This window comes from Streptomyces sp. NPDC015346 (genome assembly GCF_043078785.1).
GTDB lineage: Bacteria > Actinomycetota > Actinomycetes > Streptomycetales > Streptomycetaceae > Streptomyces.
Genome location: NZ_JBIBTW010000001.1, coordinates 713727 through 731236 on the forward strand (window position 1 = coordinate 713727; position 17510 = coordinate 731236).

Below are 17510 nucleotides of genomic sequence, written 5' to 3' on the forward strand. Positions count from 1 at the left end.
ACGCCGGGTACGACACACGATGGGCCTGCGGTGTCCGAGGCGCCGTGGATGTACGGCGCGCCCGGCTCTACCGGGCCCTCCGGAGCCGGATCCGGTGCCATACCACCACGGCCCACGCAGCCGCCCGGATCTCCGGTCCCGGTGGAGTCGAACCTGGAGTCGAACCCGGCGCAGGCCGTGCTGGTCGGGCTGCTGAACCTCTCCTGCCTGGGACTCGGGTACGCGCTGCTCAAGCAGTGGCGGTGGGCCGCCGTCTGCTGGGTCGCGACCGCCGCCCTGCTGCTCGTCGCGCTCCCCGCCGACGTGGACGGCGTACCCACCGGCGTCCTGGTCGCGTACGGCGTGTTCCTGCTGGCCGTCGCCGCCGACGGCGCCCGGCGCGGCCTGCGCGCCCCGCTCGCGCTCGGCGGCGGCGCGGGAGCGACCCCCGCCTCCGCCCCCGCCCCGGCCCCCGCGGCCCGGCGCCTCGCGCTCCCGCTCGCGCTGGCGGTGGTCCTGCTCGCCGTCCCCGTCGGCGGTTCGGTCGCCTACGGCGTGGCGCGCGACGAGGCCAGGGAGCAGTCGCTCCTCGACTTCCTCGCCACGGCGGACGCCCTGGTGAAGTCCGGCGAGGGACAGAGCTTCACCAGCGCCGAGCACAACTACTCCAAGGCCCTGACGGCCTACCAGGACCTCGGCAGGAACCACGCGGGCTCGCGCGCCGCGCGGCTCGTCCCCGACCGGCTCGCCGCCTACTGGACGACCGTGTCCTCGGCGTACGAGAACAAGCGCTACTGCGACGCCGTCCCCGCCCTCAAGCATCTGCGCGAGCTGCCGGAGAAGGTCGACCGCGCCCTGCTGACCGGACTCGTCGGCAAGGCCGACGAGCCGCTCGCCCACTCCTGGTACGAATGCGGGATCGCCGGGCTCGGCGCCGCCGGGTCCGAGACCACGGCCGGCGAGCACCTCAACGCGCTGCTGTCGACGTTCCCGCAGTCGTCCTACGCACGGCAGGTCGAGCCCACCGTCCGCGCCGCCATCCGGACCAGGTCCGCCGGGATCGGCGGCGACGGCTCCGGCGACCCCTGCGCGGCGGTCGAGGAGCTGCGCCGCGTCTCGACCACGGTCGAGCTGCTGCCCACGGCCACGTTCGCGGCGGCATCGCGGGACGTCGGCCGGGCGGTCGAGAACGGCGACTTCGGCTGCGGGGTGAAGCAGTTCAAGGACAGGAGCTACACCGACGCCGTCCAGACGATGAAGGAGTTCGCCGAGACGTACCCGACCAGCTCGCGGGCCGCGCACGCGCGGAGCATCGCCATCGCCGCCGAGATAGCCGACGAGGAGCCGGCGGCCGGGCGCCAGCTGCCCCCGGCCAAGGCCCCCGGCGGCGCGCGGATGGTCATGGTGGTGTCCAACGACGGCCCCGGTGAGGTCGAGCTGCTCTACACGGGCCCGGTCACCGGCCGCGTCACGCTGAAGGCGTGCGGGACCTGCACGGCGTACCGGAGCAGCCTCGCCCTGAACGCGCCGAAGATCAAGGCGTGCCAGGGGCCCGCGTCGAAGTACCCGAAGACGACGCTCCTGCTGCCCGCCGGCACGTACCACTTCCTCCAGAAGCGGGACGGCAGCATCAGCTCGTACGCCACCGACAAGGCGAGCACGGACAAGATCGAGGCCGGCTACAGCTACACGAACTGCCTCTACGTCACATCCGGCTTCGGGTTCTAGCGCTTCACGCGCCGCAGGACCCGCAGGGAGTCGGTGACGGAGACCTCCTCGAAGTCACCGGACTCCAGGGCCCGGAGGTAGATGCGGTACGGCGCCTGGCCGCCGTCCTCCGGGTTCGGGAAGACGTCGTGGATCACGAGGACGCCCCCGACGGCGACCTTCGGGGCCCAGCCCTCGAAGTCCGCCGTCGCGTGCTCGTCCGTGTGACCCCCGTCGATGAAGACGAGGCCGAGCTCGCCCGCCCACACCTTCGCGACCTGCGGCGAACGCCCGACGACCGCGATCACGTGCTCCTCCAGACCGGCCGCGTGCAGGGTCCGGCGGAAGGTCGGCAGGGTGTCCATCAGGCCCACCTCGGGGTCCACGACGCTCGCGTCGTGGTACTCCCACCCCGGCTGCTGCTCCTCGCTGCCCCGGTGGTGGTCCACGGTCACCGCGACCGTCCCGGCCGCCCGGGCCACGTCCGCCAGCAGGATCGTGGAACGCCCGCAGTACGTGCCGACCTCCAGCAGCGGCAGACCGAGCCGCGCGGCCCCGGTCGCCGCCTCGTACAGCGCGAGCCCCTCCTTGACCGGCATGAAGCCCTTGGCGGCCTCGAACGCGGCAAGGATCTCGGGCTTCGGCGTGACGACGGGGGCGGCGGTGGCGGCGGGCTCGGCGGCCATGGGCGGGTCCTCCTACTGGCGGGTACGCAGGTGAGAGCGCCCATCGTGCCCTACGTGTCGCACTCGAACCACACCGTCTTGCCCCCGGCCGCCTCCGCCACCCCCCACCGGTCCGTGACGGCCTCCACGAGCACGAGCCCCCGCCCGCCCTCCTCCAGCGGCCCGCCGGCCTTGGCGACGACCGTCCCCGGCACCCCGTCCGCCACCTCCACCCGGAGCCCGAACGGCTCGCGCAGGATCAGGACCGTGCAGCGCCGCCCTGGAACATGCCGTACGACATTGGCGACCAGCTCGGTCAGCGCGAGCTGAGCGGGATCGATCAGCCGGTCCATCCCCCACCGCACGAGGAACATGCGCAGGATGCGACGCATGTGACCGGCGGAGTGCTCACCCACGGTGAAACCCATGCGGTAACTGCCCTGAAGTTCCGCCGGAAAGAGGTCAGTTGCGTGATTCATGCCACCAGAGTGGAGGCGGGTGGTTACGCTCGGCTACAGACCGAAACGAACGCAGTGATGCGTCAGCTTGGGGGTGACCTCGTCGTGGTCAACATCCGCAGCCTGGATCCCAGCGCCTCGCCGCTGGACTACTACGGCTCCGAACTCCGCCGATTGAGGGAGGAAGCGGGGCTCAATCAGGGCCAGTTGGGCAGCATCGTCTTCTGTACGGCTTCGCTGATCGGCCAGATCGAGACGGCGAAGAAGGTCCCGACGCGGCGGTTCTCGGAGCAGCTGGACGCGGCGCTGATGACGGGGGGCTTGTTCACGCGGCTGGTGGGCTTGGTCCTGAAGAGCCAGCTGCCGAACTGGTTCCAGCCGTATGCGGAGATGGAGGCGCGGGCCGCGTACATCTCGACGTACCAGTCGCAGCTCGTCTACGGCCTGCTCCAGACGGAGGAGTACGCCCGGGCGGTGCTGAGCGTCGACCACGCGGACCGGCTCGACGAGATGGTGGCGGCCCGGATGGAGCGCCAGCGCGTCCTGGAGCGCGAGCACCCGCCGGTGCTGTGCGTGGTGATCGACGAGGCCGCGCTGCGCCTGGAGATCGGCGGCCCCGAGGTCATGCGGAGCCAACTCAGCCACCTGTTGGCGTGTCTGAACCGGCCGTGGGTGCAGATCCAGGTGCTCCCCTTCACGGCTGGCCAACATGCCGGGATGATGGGGACGTTCACTCTCCTGCGGTTCGAGGACGACCCGGATCTCTTCTACGCGGGAAGCTATGGCGGGGGCCAGATGACCGCCAATTCGCAAGTGATCAGGGAGCGTTCCGTCGGCTACGCTCGGCTCCAGGCCACGGCCCTCTCCCGGGAGGACTCGGCGGCGCTGATCGCACGCGTGATGGAGGAACAGTATGGGCACCAGCCAGGTCCTGCGGTGGCGTAAGTCGTCCTACAGCGGATCCGACGGCGGCGACTGCGTCGAGTGTGCCCCGCTCGGCGCCGCCGCCTGGCGGAAGTCCTCGTACAGCGGCTCCGACGGCGGCGAGTGCGTCGAGGTCGCCGACCTCACCGCCCACATCGCCGTCCGCGACTCCAAGAACCCGGAGGGGCCTGCCTTCCTGGCCACCCCCGCCGCCTTCGGCGCCTTCGTCACGGCCGCCGCCGAGGGGCGCCTCGGCGGCTGAACCAGTACAGCTGACGGGTCATCCGGTGTTCACGGGGGCGTACCGCCACGCTCACCCGTCACCCCTAGCGTCTCGCGAGTCCGCTTCTTACTGAGGAGTATCGTGAGCGCTTCCGCTGTGACGGCTCTGGCCGCCGCGTTCTTGCTCGTATCCGGGGCTCCCGCCCACTCGGGCCCGGTGTCCGTGACCGCGCGCGTCGAGACGCCCGCCGTGTACGACGACGAGGCGGGCGGCAACGCCGACGCCGACGACCCGGCCGTGTGGGTCGACCCGACGAGCCCCGGGCGCAGCATCGTGATCGGCACCCTGAAGGAGGCCGGTCTCGATGTGTACGGGCTCGATGGGCGGCGGCTGCAGCACATAGCCGCGCCGGCGGCGCCGGGGGAGGGCGCCGCGACGGGCCGGTTCAACAACGTGGACATCGTCTACGGCTTCGAGCTGAACGGCCGTAAGACCGACCTGGCGCTCGTGAGCGACCGGGGCCGGGACCGGATCCGGGCCTTCGCGATCGACCCCGCCGCCGTGGCGGCCGGGCGGGCGCCGCTCAGGGATGTGACGGCGGCCGACGTACGGCCGGTGTTCGCGGCCGACGAGAGCGAGGTCGACGAGCAGCGCACGGCGTACGGGCTCGCCGCGTTCAGCGACGAGGACGAGGCGTACGTCGTCGTGTCGCAGCGGGAGGAGACGCGGCTGCGGCTGCTCGAACTGGAGGACCGGGGCGGCCGGGTCGGTTACCGCACCGAGGACACTCTTGATCTGCCCGCGTCCTTCACTCTGCCGGACGGGACGGCGTGGGCGCCGTGCGCCGACCCCGGGGAGCGCCCGCAGGTCGAGGGCATGGCCGTCGACCAGGAGGAGCACGTCCTCTACGCGGCGCAGGAGGCCGTGGGGCTGTGGCGGATCGACCTCGACGACGCGGAGTTCGACGCGCCCCGGATGATCGACCGGGTGCGGGAGTACGGCACGCCGTGGACGTACGACACGGCGGAGGAGGAGTGCGTCCTCGACACGGCCGCTGACCCCGGCTTCGGGGGCGAGCACCTGAGCGCCGACGCCGAGGGCGTCACCGTCTACCACGGTGCGGACGGCGCCGGTTACGTACTCGCGTCGAGCCAGGGGGACGACACGTACTCCGTCTACGGGCGTGAGGGCGGCAACGACCACATCGGCTCCTTCGCCGTCGCCGACGGTCCGGCCGTCGACGGCGTGCAGCACTCGGACGGCGCCACCGTGGTCAACGTGCCGCTCGGCCGCGGCTTCCCGAAGGGCCTCCTGGTGACCCACGACGGCGAGGCGACCCCGGCGGACGGCGAGCGCGAGGGCACCAACTTCAAGCTGACCCCGTGGGACGCGGTGGCCGACGCCTTCCCGGAGCCGCTGACGGTCGACACGAGGTCGTTCGACCCGCGCGACACCGACTGACGCGGTCCGACCCTCGGCGCTACGATCATCGTCTTTGACGATTTCAGGGAGGGGAAGTGATGAAGATACGCGGGATCGCGGCGGCCTTCGTGGTCGCCCTCGCCGTCGTCCTGATGGCCGGTCTGGCCCAGGGCGGCGCCGACCTGCTCCGGGCCGACCGCGCGGCGGCGACGGACACGCAGCGGACGTCGACGGACACGCAGCGGGCCGACGCCGGGAACGGAACGGAGATCGAGCTCAGGACGGTCAGCTTCAACATGTGCGGCGGCCTGTGCAACAAGGGCGGGACCGGGAAGTTGCCGCTCATCGTCGACGAGATCAGCGAATTCACGCCACACCTGGTCCTGCTGCAGGAGGTGTGCTGGCCACAGTACGAGTGGTTCAAGAACACGTACGCGGGAACCTACGACTTCGGCTACACGCCCCTGCTCACCAACTACACGGGCTGCGGTGCGTCCGACTGTTCGGTGAACATGGACAGCGACCCGGCCAATGACGACAAGCGCTGCTGGATCGGCCAGGTCGTCGGTGCCCGTGGCGTGCTGGGCAGCAAGGACGAGATCCCCCTCGGCGGCGAGCGCTACCAGATCAAGCAGAAGGACGGTGGCCCGGTCGAGCCGGTCAGCCCCGCGCGGACGTTCAACGCCCTCTGCTACGACGCGACCCTCGACGGCGTCTCCCGCAAGGTGAAGGGCTGTAGCGTCCACCTGCGCGCCTTCGCCGACGACAAGCTGGTCAACGAGCGCGCCCGTGTCGCGCAGGCGGCGAACCTCGCCTCCGCCCTCGACCAGGACATCGCGGCCGGCAAGGTCGTCGTGGTGGGCGGGGACTTCAACACGCTCCCGCAGCCGGGCAAGACCCCGGCCCTGGACAGCTTCTACCGCGCCAGCGCCGCGCCGGGCGGGGGCATCGGCAGGTTCTACGAGGCCGACCACGATGACACCGCGTACTGGGAGAAGCCGACTCCCCTCTGTGCCGTGGGCACCGACACGAGCTGCCGGACCGGCGAGTCGACCATCGTCAACCTGTCGCCGCTGGAGGGCGACAAGCGCAACAGCAAGATCGACTACATCTTCTTCTCCGAGACCACGGCACACGCCACGCTCAGCGGCGACGCCATCCCCATGTACCTCAAGGACGCCGCGGGCACGGTCATCACGCACGTCGAAGCGGAGGCCGCCAAGGGCACCGACGGCAAGTACCTGAAGGTGTCGGAGCACGCCTTCTACCGGGGCTTGGTCACGGTGACCGCCACCTCCCCCGTCTCCTGACCCCCTGGTGACGTGTCGCCCGTGACCGTGACGGTGACGGTGACCTGACCGATGGCCCGTGCCGCACGACGTGCGGCACGGGCCGTTCGCGTCAGCCCTCCTGCTCAGGTCCAGTCGGACAGGCGGAAGACCTGGAACATGTCGCTCTTCCTGGGGTCGGTGATGTTGCCGGGGTAGTACGAGGCCTCGATGCCGACCCAGCCGCGGAAGGTGCCGGTGTCGTCGATGATCTGGTACATCGGCTTCACGTGCGAATTGCCGGTGTAGCACTGCTCGTTGCGCTCCACGGCCAGGCAGGTGCACCAGTGCCAGAGCGTGTCGCGGCGGTCGGTGTTGGCGAGCTTCTGGATGTAGTACTGGATGGACGAGATGTTCGCCGCGGTGCCGCCGCCGTAGTTCGGGCAGCCGCCCTCCTTCTGGCAGGCGGTCGACGACGACGGCTGGAGGTAGGTGAGGCACCAGGTCGTCGTCTCACAGGTGCGGAAGTTCTCGTGGTGGAACGTTCCGCCGGTGGTGCCGGTCTTGTCGGCGTTCCAGGTCGTGCCCTGGAGGCGGATCGTCGAGGGGTGGGCCTGCACGGTGGTCATGGCGCGGCGGGTGGTGAGAGCGGCGTTGCTGCCGTAGCCGTAGCCCGTGGTGGCCTTGGTGTTGTGGACGAAGGAGAGGCGGGCGAGGTTCGTGCCGGTCTCGACGGCCCACTTCTCGGTCCAGGCGGTGGCGGTGTTCCACTTGATCCACACGGTGGGCGTGGGGACGCCGTCGATCGTGTCGGTCTGGAGCGTGTAGACGCCGGTGCGCAGGTCGGTGGGGGAGCCGGTGAAGCCGCCCGCGGTCTTGATCTCGCAGGCGAGCACGTGGGTGGTGCTCTTCAGGTCGGTGGACGAACAACTGCTGTCGGGCACGGTGCCGGTGCCGACGCGGGCCTTCGGCTCGGAGTGGGACCAGACGTACATGCGTGCCGAGACGGTGCCGGCGGTGGCATCGAACTCGTACGTGCCGAGCCGGACCCAGTTGTTGCGGGCGCCGTCCTTCAGGTGCCCGAGCGAGACGACGTAATTGGCCTTGCCACCGGGCAGCTCGGCGGCCGCCCGCGCGGGGAGCGCGGTTGCGGCCGTCGCCGCGACGGCCATGAAGAAGGCCAGGGCTAGAGTGCGTGCGATACGAAACATGTGCGCGATTATCGCGGGCCGTTCGTGGTGCTGTCGCGGCCGGTGGTGCGCAGGGCCCCTGGGTCAGTAGCGGTGGCCGGGCCAGTGCGGGCCGTCCCATCGAGCGGGGCCGGTCAGCCCTATGAGCCGTATCCGGTGCAGCAGTTCCTCCGGAACGTCTGGGGCCCGAAGCCGCGCGGGGGCGCATCGGACGAGCCAGGCGGCGAGTTCGGAGCGCAAGGCCTCCGCGTCGTCCCACGCGTGCCAGGAAAGCTGGTCACCCAGCAGGTCGTACTCCCAGTGGGCGGCGGCCTCGGCCAAGTGCCGGTCGGCGACCCGGTCACTGAGCCCCTCCCAGACGGAGAGCCACGGGCTGAGGGTGGCGGAGGCTTCGGCGCACAGTGCGAGGACCTCGTGGACGGGGACAGCGGGATCCGGATCGACGAGGCTGTGAGCCCACCAGGCATGCAGGAACTCCCACACCGCGGCGGCCTGGCGTGGGGGCCACTGCCGCCAGTGCCCACGAGCGAAGGATCGTCCCACCTCCTCCATGCCGTACGCGGGCTCGACAGGCCCGCTCACGAGCGCCCTGGCGAACTGGGGGAGGATGCGGCGCAGCACCGCCCCGTGGTCGTCCCAGTCGGGAGCTTGCCAGGTGCGACGCAGAAGATCCGGGTCAAGCTCCACGTCCGGGACCTTCAGCCGCGCCAGCTCCTCTTCGCTGCCCCAGTGGCAGTGACACTGGTTCTCGTCTGCGCGTGCGGTCGTGCCGCGAAAGGTCACGGCCAAGCCGTCCAGAGCACGGTCGAGCCGGTCTCGTGGGGGAGGTGCGGCGGCGGTGCCGGGGTGGCCGCTCAAAGGTGGGCGTCCAGGATCTCCCGTACCTCGGCGGTGGTCATGGGCCCCGTACCGTGCGCCACCGGCTCTCCGTCCTTCAGCAGGACGTAGGAGGGGGCTGCGGTGATCCCGTAGCGCTGGGTCGCTGCCGGACAGCGCGTGATGTCGGTGCGGACGGTCGTCAGGCGGCCGGTGTATTCGTCGGCGATGCCACCCATGACGAGGTCCATCTCCCGGCAGGGCTCGATCGCCTTGGGCCATGTCCCGGTGAAGTACGCGAGGACCGGGACTCCGCTCATCCGGAGGATGAAATCGAACTCCGCGTCCTCACGGGGCTGGTGCACCCGCTTCGCCATGGAGGCTCCTGACCTCGTCGTGTTCCGTCATTTCCGTCCCCATCATCCCCCGCTCGCCGCCGAGCGCCGCCGCAGGCCGCCCCGGCGGAACCGGCGCCGAAGACCGGGCCGCATCTGACCTTCCGTCAGAATGGAACGTGTTCTAGTCTGCGCGCATGGGCATCGCCATCACGCAAGAACAGCGGGAGCTCGCCCGATCCGTCCGTGGCTGGCTCACCCGCGCCGTACCGCCCGAGGAAGTGCGCAAGCACCTCGACGCCCCGCACACCGCCACCGGCCGCCCCGCCCACTGGGACGCCGCCGTCGCGCAGGGGCTTCCCGGGGTGCATCTGCCGGAGGAGGACGGGGGAGGGGGCGGCGATCTCGTCGATCTGGCCGTCGTCCTGGAGGAGGGCGGGCGGGGCGTGTGGCCGGGGCCGTACCTTCCCGCCGTTCTCGCCGCCGAGCTGCTGCACCGGGCCGGGGAGCGTGAGCTGCTCGCGCCGCTCGCGAGCGGGGCCCGTATCGGCGCCGTCGCCCTCGGGCCCGGCGGACTGACGGCGGTCGAGAGCGACGACGGACTCCTCCTCGACGGCACCGCGCCGCCCGTCCTCGGCGGCGCCCAGGCCGACCTGCTGATCCTCGCGGCGACCACCGCACGAGGACCCGTCTGGGTCGCCGTGGACGCCGACGCCCTCTCCGTACGTCCCCAGGAGAGCGCCGACCCCACCCGGCCCACCGCCGAGGTCACCGCCACGGCCGCCCGCGTCCCCGCGCACCGGATCCTCGGCATCGACTCCGACCAGGTACGGGACGTGGCGGCCGTGCTCTACGCGGCCGACGCCTGCGGGACCGCCGGGCGGGCGCTGGAGACGGCGGCCGAACACGCCAGGACGCGCGAGCAGTTCGGGCGGCCGATCGGGCAGTTCCAAGGGGTCAAGCACCTCTGCGCCGAGATGCTCGTACGGGTCGAGCAGGCCCGCGCCCTCACCTGGGACGCCGCCCGGGCGGCGCGCGAAGACCGGTCGGCGCCGTCGCGCTCCCTGACCGCCGCCCTCGCCGCGGCCACCGCCCTCGACGCCGCCTACGACTGCGCCAAGGACTGCATCCAGATCCTCGGCGGCATCGGATTCACCTGGGAACACGACGCCCACCTCCTCCTGCGCCGCGCCCTCGTCGCCCGCCAGCTCCTCGGCCCCGGCGACACCCACCGCGCACGGGCCGCCCGCCTCGCCGCCGAAGGCGCCCGGCGCGAACTCCGCCTCCAACTACCCCCCGAGGCCGCCCCCTACCGCGCGGAAGCGCGACGCGCCCTCGCCCCCGCCGTCGGCCTCGACCCGGCCGCCGCCCGGCGCGCCCTCGCCCCCACCGGCTACGCCGCCCCGCACCTGCCGCCGCCCCACGGCCTCGGGGCCGGCCCGCTCCAGCAGCTCGCCGTGCAGCGCGAGCTCGACGCGGCGGGCATCCGGCTCAGCGGCCTGGGGATCGCCACCTGGGTCGTACCGTCCCTCCTCGCCTACGGGACGGAGGAGCAGCGCGACCGCTACCTCGGCCCGACCCTGCGCGGAGACCTGCTGTGGTGCCAGCTCTTCTCCGAACCCGAGGCCGGGTCCGACCTGGCCTCCCTGCGGACCCGGGCCGAGCGGACCGAGGACGGACGCTGGCGGATCAACGGGCAGAAGGTGTGGACGAGCGCCGCCCAGTGGGCCGACCACGGCATCCTGCTCGCCCGGACGGACCCGGACGCTCCCAAGCACCGGGGACTGACGTACTTCCTCGTCGACATGAAGAACACCCCGGGCATCGACATCCGGCCGCTGCGGGAGATCACCGGCGACTCGCTCTTCAACGAGGTCTACTTCGACGACGTCCTGCTGCCCGCCGACTCCGTCGTCGGTGAGGTGAACGACGGCTGGCGCGTCGCCCGTAACACCCTCGGCAACGAACGCGTCCACATGGCCGACCAGGTCGCCTTCGACTCCGGTCTGGAGGCGCTGATCGACCGGGCCGCGACCGGCGCCGACAGCGCGGTACGGGTGCGGGTGGGCGCGCTGGCGGCGGAGGCGCACGCGCTCGCCTGCATCGGGCTGCGGACCACGCTGCTCCAGGTCTCCGGCCTCGAACCGGGCGCGGGCGCCAGCGTCCGCAAGCTCGTCCAGACCGTCCACCAGCAGAAAGTCGCCGAGCTCACGCTCGAACTGCTCGGCCCCGAGGGCGCGGTACGGGAGGGGGCCGGCGAACGCGCCGTACACGGGCTGCTGATGTCCCGCTGCCTGACCATCGCGGGCGGCACCACGCAGGTCCAGCTCAATGTCGTCGCCGAGCGCCTGCTCGGCCTGCCGAGAGACTGAGGGGGAACGTGACCATGGGCAAGGCGTACATCGTCGGCGTCGGGATGACGAAGTTCGAGAAGCCGGAAACGCGCGACTGGCAGTACTGGGACATGGCGAAGGAGGCGGGGACGGCCGCCCTCGCCGACGCCGGGATCTCCTACGACCAGGTCCAGCAGGTGCCCGTCGGCTACTGCTTCCAGGCCTCGACGGCCGGGCAGCGCGCCGCGTACGAACTCGGCCTGACGGGTGTCCCCGTCTACAACGTGAACAACAACTGCGCCACGGCGTCGACGGCGCTGATGATGGCCCGGCAGTTCGTGGAGGGCGGGATCTCCGACTGTGTGCTGGCCCTCGGCTTCGAGAAGATGGCGCGGGGCGCGCTGGGCGGGGGTTCGGACGGGGGAGACTTCAAGACTTCGCCGGTCGCCCGGCACTACGGGATCATGGCCGCGGCCCACGGCTTCGAGATGTCGCCTCCCACCGCGCAGATCTTCGGCAACGCGGCGCGCGAGCACATGGAGCGGTACGGCACGACCGAGGTGCAGCTCGCGGCCGTCGGGGCCAAGAACCACCAGCACTCGGCGAACAACCCCCGCGCCCAGTTCCAGGACGTCTACACGGTCGACGAGATCCTCGCCGCCAAGACCATCCACCGGCCGCTGACGAAGCTGCAGTGCTCGCCCACCTCCGACGGTGCCGCGGCGGCGGTCGTGGTCTCGGAGCGGTTCGTGGTCGAGCACGGGCTGCACGACAAGGCCGTCGAGATCGTGGCGCAGGCGATGACGACGGACACGGCGGAGTCCTTCGACTCCGGCTCCTGCATCGACGCGGTGGGCCGGCCGATGTCCCGGGCGGCGGCCCGCCAGGTGTACGAGAGGTCGGGGCTCGGGATCGAGGACGTGGACGTGGTCGAACTGCACGACTGCTTCTCCATCAACGAGCTGCTGACGTACGAGGCTTTGGGGATGTGCGAGGAGGGCGCCTCCGGCAAGCTCGTCGAGTCGGGCGCGACGACCTACGGCGGCCGCTGGGTCGTGAACCCCTCGGGCGGCCTGATCTCCAAGGGCCACCCGCTGGGCGCCACCGGTCTCGCGCAGGCCGCCGAACTGGTCTGGCAGCTACGGGGGGAGGCGGGACGCCGACAGGTGGAGGGCGCGCGGGTCGGCCTGGCGCACAACATCGGGCTGGGCGGGGCGGCGGTGGTGACGATGTTCCGGAGGTCGTAGGGCCCGAGGTACTGGGGCCTTAGGGCCTGGGGTCGTAGGGCCTGGGGTCGTAGGGCCCGAGGTCCTGGGGCCTTAGGTCCTGGGGTTGTAGGGCTGATTCCCGATGTACGGGCTGTAAGTGGTCTGCGACCATGACACGCATGGTGCATACGGAGTCGATAGCCGAGAAGTCCGCGCCCTCCATACCCCCTTCCCGCGCCTGGCTCGTGGTCCTCGCCGCGTGCGCGGGCCAGTTCCTGGTGGTGCTCGACGTCTCGGTGGTGAACGTCGCCCTGCCATCGATGCGGGCCGACCTCGGGCTCTCGGCCACCGGGCTGCAGTGGGTGCTCAACGCGTACACCATCGCCTTCGCGGGATTCATGCTGCTCGGCGGGCGCGCGGCCGATCTCTTCGGGCGGAAGCGGATGTTCCTCCTCGGCCTCGGGCTCTTCACCGCCGCCTCCGTCGCGGGCGGCCTCGCGCAGGAGGGCTGGCAGCTCGTCGCCGCGCGCGCCGTACAGGGACTCGGCGCGGCGGTCCTCGCCCCCGCGACGCTGACGATCGTCACCTCCGCCGTCCCGGCCGGGCCCGCGCGGACCCGGGCCATCGGCACGTGGACGGCGGTCGGGGCGGCCGGCGGCGCGGCGGGCGGATTCGTCGGCGGTGTCCTGGTGGACCTGCTGTCCTGGCGCTGGGTGCTCCTGATCAACGTGCCGATCGGGGCTCTGGTGTTGGTGGGCGCGGCCGTGTGGCTCCGCGAGAGCCGCGCCGGCGGCGCCGGGCGCCGCCTGGACCTGCCGGGCGCGGTCCTGGTCACGGCGGGCCTCGCGTCCGTCGCGTACGGCATCGTGCAGACGGAGGAGGCGGGCTGGGGCGACCCGGTGACCCTGGCCCCGCTCCTCGGCGGCCTCGCGCTCCTCGCGGTCTTCGTCGCGGTCGAGGCGCGCACGGCGGCGCCGCTGATGCCGCTCAGGGTGTTCCGCTCGCGCGCGGTCGCGGCCGCCAACGTGGCCATGTTCGTGTGCGCTTCGACCTCGTTCGGCATGTGGTTCTTCATGACGGTGTACGCCCAGAACGTCCTCGGCTACACCCCGCTCCAGGCCGGCCTCGCGCTCGTCCCCAGCTCGGTCAGCGTCCTCGTCGCCTCCAAGCTGGCCCCCCGCCTGATGCCGGTGACCGGCGCCCGCAACCTGGCCGCCCTCGGAGCGCTCGTCGCGGCGACCGGCTTCGGCTGGCAGTCGACGATGACCGCCGACGGCACCTTCCTGACGATCATCCTGGGTCCCGGCATCCTGATGATGGTCGGCATGGGCCTCCTCATCACGCCCCTCGCGACCCTGGCCACGTCGAGCGCGGCCCCCGCCGAGGCGGGCCTCGTCTCCGGCCTCGTCAACACCTCCCGCACGATGGGCGGCGCCCTCGGCCTCTCCGTCCTCTCCACGGTCGCGGCCGCCCGCACGGGCGGCGCCACCACCCCCGAAGCCCTGACGGAGGGCTACGCCCTGGCCTTCCGCACGGCCTCCGGCGTCCTGGTGGCGGGCGCGCTGCTGATGCTGCTGTGGCTCCCGAGGGGCTTCAAGCAGGGCTCCACCGTGAGCCCGGAATGCCCCCACTCCGTAAAGCGTGGTGGCGTTGAGTAACCCACCTGCTGTGTTCTTCGCTCGCGTACTGATCATCTTTGATTGGCGCGACGGGCCGTTGGAAGGCATCCTCCGTTCCGAAGCGCGGAAGGAGTGCTGGTACTTCAAACTCATCGCGGAACGGTTTGAAGAATCCGGTCCGGACGACAGGATCTTCGGGCTCTGGGGAATCCCGAATCCTGACGCTTCCGTCCTCGTGAAGGAGTTCGACTCCCCGGGTGACGGCGCGCATGTCTGGCCCGTCGTCGGCGGGCTGGGTTCTGTCGAGGCGCAGGGAATCGTCGATGAGATCCTCTCGTCCGACCGTGGGGAGCCCACACTCCTCGTGCGAACACCGGACTTTTCCGAGATCCTCGGAGTCTGGGATGTCGCGTCGCATTAGCCCGGTCGAACGAGCCGGCCCGTAGAGCGACGGGTCGGTCCCTCTCACACCAGCCCGAGGACCGCTGTCAGCGCGTCGGGGCGGCGATCCACCGCCAAAGGGTCGACGAAATGGACCGCGCACCCCAGCGCCTCGGCTCCGCCGTCCGCCGCCGGGTGGTCGCCGACCATGAGCACGTGGCGGGGGTGCAGGCCCAGCTCGTCGCAGGCCGCCTGGAAGAGCCGGGGGTCCGGCTTCTGGACGCCGTACTCGTACGAGAGGAGATAGGTGTCGACGAGCGGGTCCAGGCCGTGGTGGCGGAAGACCGGCCGCAGGTCCCAGCCGATGTTGCTGACGACGGCGACGGGGATGGCTCTGCCGCGCAGTTCCCTCAGGGTGCTCTCGGCATCGGGATAGGGCAGCCAGGCGGCCGGGTCGCGATGGCGGTCGTACAGCGCCTCGGCCAGTTCCGGCGAGGGCAGCCCGGCCTCCCGGGCGAGGGCGGTGTAGGCGGCGCGGTGCCGCTCGCCGTCGAGGTCGCGCTCGTGCCAGAGGGTCTCCAGGCGGGCGGGCAGGCGTGCGGGGTACGCGCCGCCGGGCTGTGCCCCAGCCGCCTCCAGGCGGGCGGCGCACTCGGCCAGCTCGGCCTCGGCCATGGCGGTTCCGGAGGCTCCCACGGCCGCGCGTAACCAGTCCTCCGTCGACTCGATACGGAAGAGAGTGCCGGAGAAGTCGAACAGAACGCCCTTGATCACGGGTGCGTCTCCTTGGGTGAAGTGAAGGGTGCCAAACAGAACTGACGCGCCGTCAGGAGGGTTCACAACTCCCTCGGGCTCGGCTATACATGGGGATCACCGACCTAGAACGCGTTCTAGAACGGCGCGTACGGGGCGGTCCCGCACGGCCTCGGTGCGGCCGACGGTGCGGACGGTCGCACCGAGGTCTTCCCTCCTCCTTCAAGGCCTCACGGATCTCCAAGGAGCAGCATCCCGATGCCCATTGACGCCGCCAAGGCCGTCGCCGCCGAACCCCGCAGCGCCGAGATCGGCTGGGGCCACAAGGACGTCCAGCTCTACCACCTCGGTCTCGGAGCCGGAACACCCGCCACCGACCCCGACGAGCTCCGCTACACCCTGGAATCCAGGCTCCACGTCCTGCCCAGCTTCGCCACCGTCGCCGGCGCCGGCATGGGGGTCGTCGGCGGGCTCTCCGCCCCCGGGATCGACGTGAACCTCGCCGCCGTGCTGCACGGCGGCCAGTCGATCACCCTGCACCGGCCCATCCCCGTCCAGGGCAGGGCCGTCACCACCTCCCGCGTCGCCGCCGTCCACGACAAGGGCAAGGCCGCCGTCCTCGTCCTCCGCTCGGAGGTCGCCGACGACGACGGCCCGCTGTGGACGAGCGACGCCCAGATCTTCGTACGGGGAGAGGGCGGCTGGGGCGGCGACCGCGGGCCCTCCGAACGGCTCGAACTCCCGGAGCGCGAGCCCGACCGGATCGTCGAGCGCCCGGTCCGCGAGGACCAGGCGCTGCTCTACCGCCTCTCCGGGGACTGGAACCCGCTCCACGCCGACCCCGAGTTCGCCAAGCTCGCCGGCTTCGACCGGCCGATTCTGCACGGGCTCTGCACCTACGGCATGACCCTCAAGGCGGTGGTGGACACGGTGCTCGGCGGCGACGTCGCCCGTGTCCGCTCGTACCACACGCGTTTCGCCGGGGTCGTCTTCCCCGGCGAGACCCTGCGTATCCGGATGTGGGCCGGGGACGGCCGCGTCCAGGTGTCGGTCACGGCCGTGGAGCGCGAGGACGCTCCCGTGCTCGCCGACACCCTCGTCGAACATTCGTGATGGGAGCCGCACCATGCGCGCAGCCGTACTGCACGAGATCGGCCAGGACAAGCTCGAGGTCGTCGACGACGTCGAGGCGGTGGGCTTCGGCCCCGGCAAGGTGCGGATCCGGGTCAGGGCGACCGGACTGTGCCACTCCGACGTCTCCGCCATGAGCGGCGTCCTTCCCCAGCCGGCGCCGTTCGTCCCCGGCCACGAGGGCGCGGGCGAGATCGTCGACATCGGCGACGGCGTCACCGGCCTGAGCGAGGGACAGCGCGTCCTGCTGTGCTGGCTGCCCGCCTGCGGGAGCTGTCCGGCCTGCAAGCGCGGCCAGACCCAGCTCTGCCTCGCCGGCTTCATGAACGCGGGCACCCCGAACTTCCGACGGCCCGGCGGGGACGTCTTCGGCTTCGCCGGCACCGGTACGTTCACGGAGGAGGTCGTCGTCGACGCGGGCTGCGCGGTCCCGATCCCCGACGACGTGCCCTTCGACATCGCCGCCCTCATCGGCTGCGGGGTGACGACCGGACTCGGCGCGGCCATCAACACGGCGAAGGTGGAGGCCGGTTCGTCGGTCGCCGTCATCGGCTGCGGCGGCGTCGGCATCTCCGCCATCCAGGGCGCCAAGCTCCAGGGAGCCGCCCAGATCGTCGCCGTCGACCCGGTCGAGTCCCGGCGCGAGGCGGCGCTGCGCTTCGGCGCGACGGAGGCGGTGGCACCGGACGGGCTCGCCGACGCCAAGCAGCGGATCACGGCGGGCGAGGGCTTCGACTACGTCTTCGAGGTCGTCGGCAGGTCCGCGACCGCGCGGACGGCGTACGAGACGACGCGGCGCGGCGGCACGCTGTGCGTGGTGGGCGCGGGCGCGCTCGACGACTTCCTCCAGCTCAACATGTTCGAGCTGTTCTTCGACGAGAAGAGGATCCTGCCGTCGATGTACGGCGGCGGGGATGTGATGCGTTCATACGAGCGGGCCATCGCGCTCTGGCGGGCCGGCCGGATCGACCTGGAGTCACTGATCACCCACCGGGTGCCGCTGTCGGGGATCAACGAGGCGATCGAGCAGATGCGTACGGGTGTCGCGCTGCGCACCTGCATCGAGATCTGAATCGAGATCTGGATCGAGATCTGAGA

General features: G+C 71.5%; 17 protein-coding genes. 11 read left to right on the plus strand and 6 right to left on the minus strand.

The genetic code is table 11. The features are described from left to right. Window positions 1-141: 141 nt before the first annotated feature. Complete coding sequence (locus ACF06X_RS03220) at window positions 142-1707, plus strand: hypothetical protein (protein ID WP_392285441.1); 1566 nt, start codon at window positions 142-144, stop codon at window positions 1705-1707. On the opposite strand, the gene ACF06X_RS03225 is transcribed toward ACF06X_RS03220, so the two are convergent. Next, a complete protein-coding gene (locus tag ACF06X_RS03225; protein ID WP_392285442.1) occupies window positions 1704-2372 on the minus strand; it encodes a class I SAM-dependent methyltransferase in 669 nt (222 codons plus the stop codon). The two genes, ACF06X_RS03220 and ACF06X_RS03225, sit on opposite strands and share 4 nt — an antisense overlap. A 50-nt stretch (window positions 2373-2422) precedes the next feature. Next, the gene (locus ACF06X_RS03230) at window positions 2423-2830 is read right to left on the minus strand and encodes an ATP-binding protein (protein WP_392285443.1); all 408 of its coding nucleotides are present in this window, start codon (window positions 2828-2830) and stop codon (window positions 2423-2425) included. An 84-nt stretch (window positions 2831-2914) separates the two neighbouring features. On the opposite strand from ACF06X_RS03230, the gene ACF06X_RS03235 reads away from it, so the two are divergent. The 4 genes from ACF06X_RS03235 to ACF06X_RS03250 all read left to right on the plus strand — a co-directional run bounded on the left by ACF06X_RS03235 (window position 2915) and on the right by ACF06X_RS03250 (window position 6688). After that, window positions 2915-3754, plus strand: a complete 840-nt coding sequence (locus ACF06X_RS03235; protein ID WP_392285955.1) for a Scr1 family TA system antitoxin-like transcriptional regulator — start codon at window positions 2915-2917, stop codon at window positions 3752-3754. Continuing rightward, complete coding sequence (locus tag ACF06X_RS03240; protein ID WP_392285444.1) at window positions 3723-3995, plus strand: DUF397 domain-containing protein; 273 nt, start codon at window positions 3723-3725, stop codon at window positions 3993-3995. The genes ACF06X_RS03235 and ACF06X_RS03240 overlap by 32 nt, the downstream gene beginning before the upstream one ends. A gap of 102 nt (window positions 3996-4097) precedes the next feature. After that, complete coding sequence (locus tag ACF06X_RS03245; protein ID WP_392285445.1) at window positions 4098-5417, plus strand: phytase; 1320 nt, start codon at window positions 4098-4100, stop codon at window positions 5415-5417. Window positions 5418-5476: 59 nt separating this feature from the next. Beyond that, complete coding sequence (locus tag ACF06X_RS03250; protein WP_392285446.1) at window positions 5477-6688, plus strand: endonuclease/exonuclease/phosphatase family protein; 1212 nt, start codon at window positions 5477-5479, stop codon at window positions 6686-6688. Window positions 6689-6792: 104 nt separating this feature from the next. Here the strand turns inward: ACF06X_RS03250 and ACF06X_RS03255 are convergent, their stop codons facing one another. From ACF06X_RS03255 to ACF06X_RS03265, 3 genes are all read right to left on the minus strand, one after another. Beyond that, window positions 6793-7857: a hypothetical protein gene (locus tag ACF06X_RS03255; protein ID WP_392285447.1), complete on the minus strand. Its 1065-nt coding sequence runs from the start codon at window positions 7855-7857 to the stop codon at window positions 6793-6795. A 63-nt stretch (window positions 7858-7920) separates the two neighbouring features. Continuing rightward, entirely contained in the window at window positions 7921-8694 is a 774-nt protein-coding gene (locus tag ACF06X_RS03260; protein ID WP_392285448.1) for a hypothetical protein, read from the minus strand. Next, the gene (locus ACF06X_RS03265) at window positions 8691-9029 is read right to left on the minus strand and encodes a thioredoxin family protein (RefSeq protein WP_392285449.1); all 339 of its coding nucleotides are present in this window, start codon (window positions 9027-9029) and stop codon (window positions 8691-8693) included. The genes ACF06X_RS03260 and ACF06X_RS03265 overlap by 4 nt, the downstream gene beginning before the upstream one ends. Before the next feature lie 155 nt (window positions 9030-9184). Between ACF06X_RS03265 and ACF06X_RS03270 the strand changes: the two genes are divergently transcribed. The 4 genes from ACF06X_RS03270 to ACF06X_RS03285 all read left to right on the plus strand — a co-directional run bounded on the left by ACF06X_RS03270 (window position 9185) and on the right by ACF06X_RS03285 (window position 14568). Continuing rightward, entirely contained in the window at window positions 9185-11359 is a 2175-nt protein-coding gene (locus tag ACF06X_RS03270; RefSeq protein WP_392285450.1) for an acyl-CoA dehydrogenase, read from the plus strand. Between the two features lie 14 nt (window positions 11360-11373). Next, window positions 11374-12567, plus strand: a complete 1194-nt coding sequence (locus ACF06X_RS03275; RefSeq protein ID WP_392285451.1) for a lipid-transfer protein — start codon at window positions 11374-11376, stop codon at window positions 12565-12567. A gap of 140 nt (window positions 12568-12707) precedes the next feature. Continuing rightward, entirely contained in the window at window positions 12708-14186 is a 1479-nt protein-coding gene (locus ACF06X_RS03280; RefSeq protein ID WP_392285452.1) for an MFS transporter, read from the plus strand. 10 nt (window positions 14187-14196) lie between these two features. Beyond that, entirely contained in the window at window positions 14197-14568 is a 372-nt protein-coding gene (locus ACF06X_RS03285; protein ID WP_392285453.1) for a hypothetical protein, read from the plus strand. Window positions 14569-14612: 44 nt separating this feature from the next. On the opposite strand, the gene ACF06X_RS03290 is transcribed toward ACF06X_RS03285, so the two are convergent. Continuing rightward, window positions 14613-15299: an HAD family hydrolase gene (locus ACF06X_RS03290; RefSeq protein ID WP_392285956.1), complete on the minus strand. Its 687-nt coding sequence runs from the start codon at window positions 15297-15299 to the stop codon at window positions 14613-14615. A gap of 240 nt (window positions 15300-15539) precedes the next feature. Here ACF06X_RS03290 and ACF06X_RS03295 point away from each other — a divergent pair, with 240 nt between their 5' ends. Both ACF06X_RS03295 and ACF06X_RS03300 read left to right on the plus strand, forming a co-directional pair. Beyond that, entirely contained in the window at window positions 15540-16394 is an 855-nt protein-coding gene (locus ACF06X_RS03295; protein WP_392285454.1) for a MaoC/PaaZ C-terminal domain-containing protein, read from the plus strand. A 13-nt stretch (window positions 16395-16407) separates the two neighbouring features. Continuing rightward, the gene (locus ACF06X_RS03300; protein ID WP_392285455.1) at window positions 16408-17484 is read left to right on the plus strand and encodes a Zn-dependent alcohol dehydrogenase; all 1077 of its coding nucleotides are present in this window, start codon (window positions 16408-16410) and stop codon (window positions 17482-17484) included. Window positions 17485-17510 lie beyond the last annotated feature (26 nt).

What these genes read in the sequence shown, in the direction of transcription:
- ACF06X_RS03250 (WP_392285446.1), top strand. Translation starts at nt 5,477, where the DNA reads ATGAAGATACGCGGGATCGCGGCGGCCTTCGTGGTCGCCCTCGCCGTC.
- ACF06X_RS03270 (WP_392285450.1), top strand. Translation starts at nt 9,185, where the DNA reads ATGGGCATCGCCATCACGCAAGAACAGCGGGAGCTCGCCCGATCCGTC.
- ACF06X_RS03225 (WP_392285442.1), bottom strand. Translation starts at nt 2,372, where the DNA reads ATGGCCGCCGAGCCCGCCGCCACCGCCGCCCCCGTCGTCACGCCGAAG.
- ACF06X_RS03300 (WP_392285455.1), top strand. Translation starts at nt 16,408, where the DNA reads ATGCGCGCAGCCGTACTGCACGAGATCGGCCAGGACAAGCTCGAGGTC.
- ACF06X_RS03230 (WP_392285443.1), bottom strand. Translation starts at nt 2,830, where the DNA reads ATGAATCACGCAACTGACCTCTTTCCGGCGGAACTTCAGGGCAGTTAC.
- ACF06X_RS03265 (WP_392285449.1), bottom strand. Translation starts at nt 9,029, where the DNA reads ATGGCGAAGCGGGTGCACCAGCCCCGTGAGGACGCGGAGTTCGATTTC.
- ACF06X_RS03280 (WP_392285452.1), top strand. Translation starts at nt 12,708, where the DNA reads ATGGTGCATACGGAGTCGATAGCCGAGAAGTCCGCGCCCTCCATACCC.
- ACF06X_RS03295 (WP_392285454.1), top strand. Translation starts at nt 15,540, where the DNA reads ATGCCCATTGACGCCGCCAAGGCCGTCGCCGCCGAACCCCGCAGCGCC.
- ACF06X_RS03275 (WP_392285451.1), top strand. Translation starts at nt 11,374, where the DNA reads ATGGGCAAGGCGTACATCGTCGGCGTCGGGATGACGAAGTTCGAGAAG.
- ACF06X_RS03240 (WP_392285444.1), top strand. Translation starts at nt 3,723, where the DNA reads ATGGGCACCAGCCAGGTCCTGCGGTGGCGTAAGTCGTCCTACAGCGGA.
- ACF06X_RS03255 (WP_392285447.1), bottom strand. Translation starts at nt 7,857, where the DNA reads ATGTTTCGTATCGCACGCACTCTAGCCCTGGCCTTCTTCATGGCCGTC.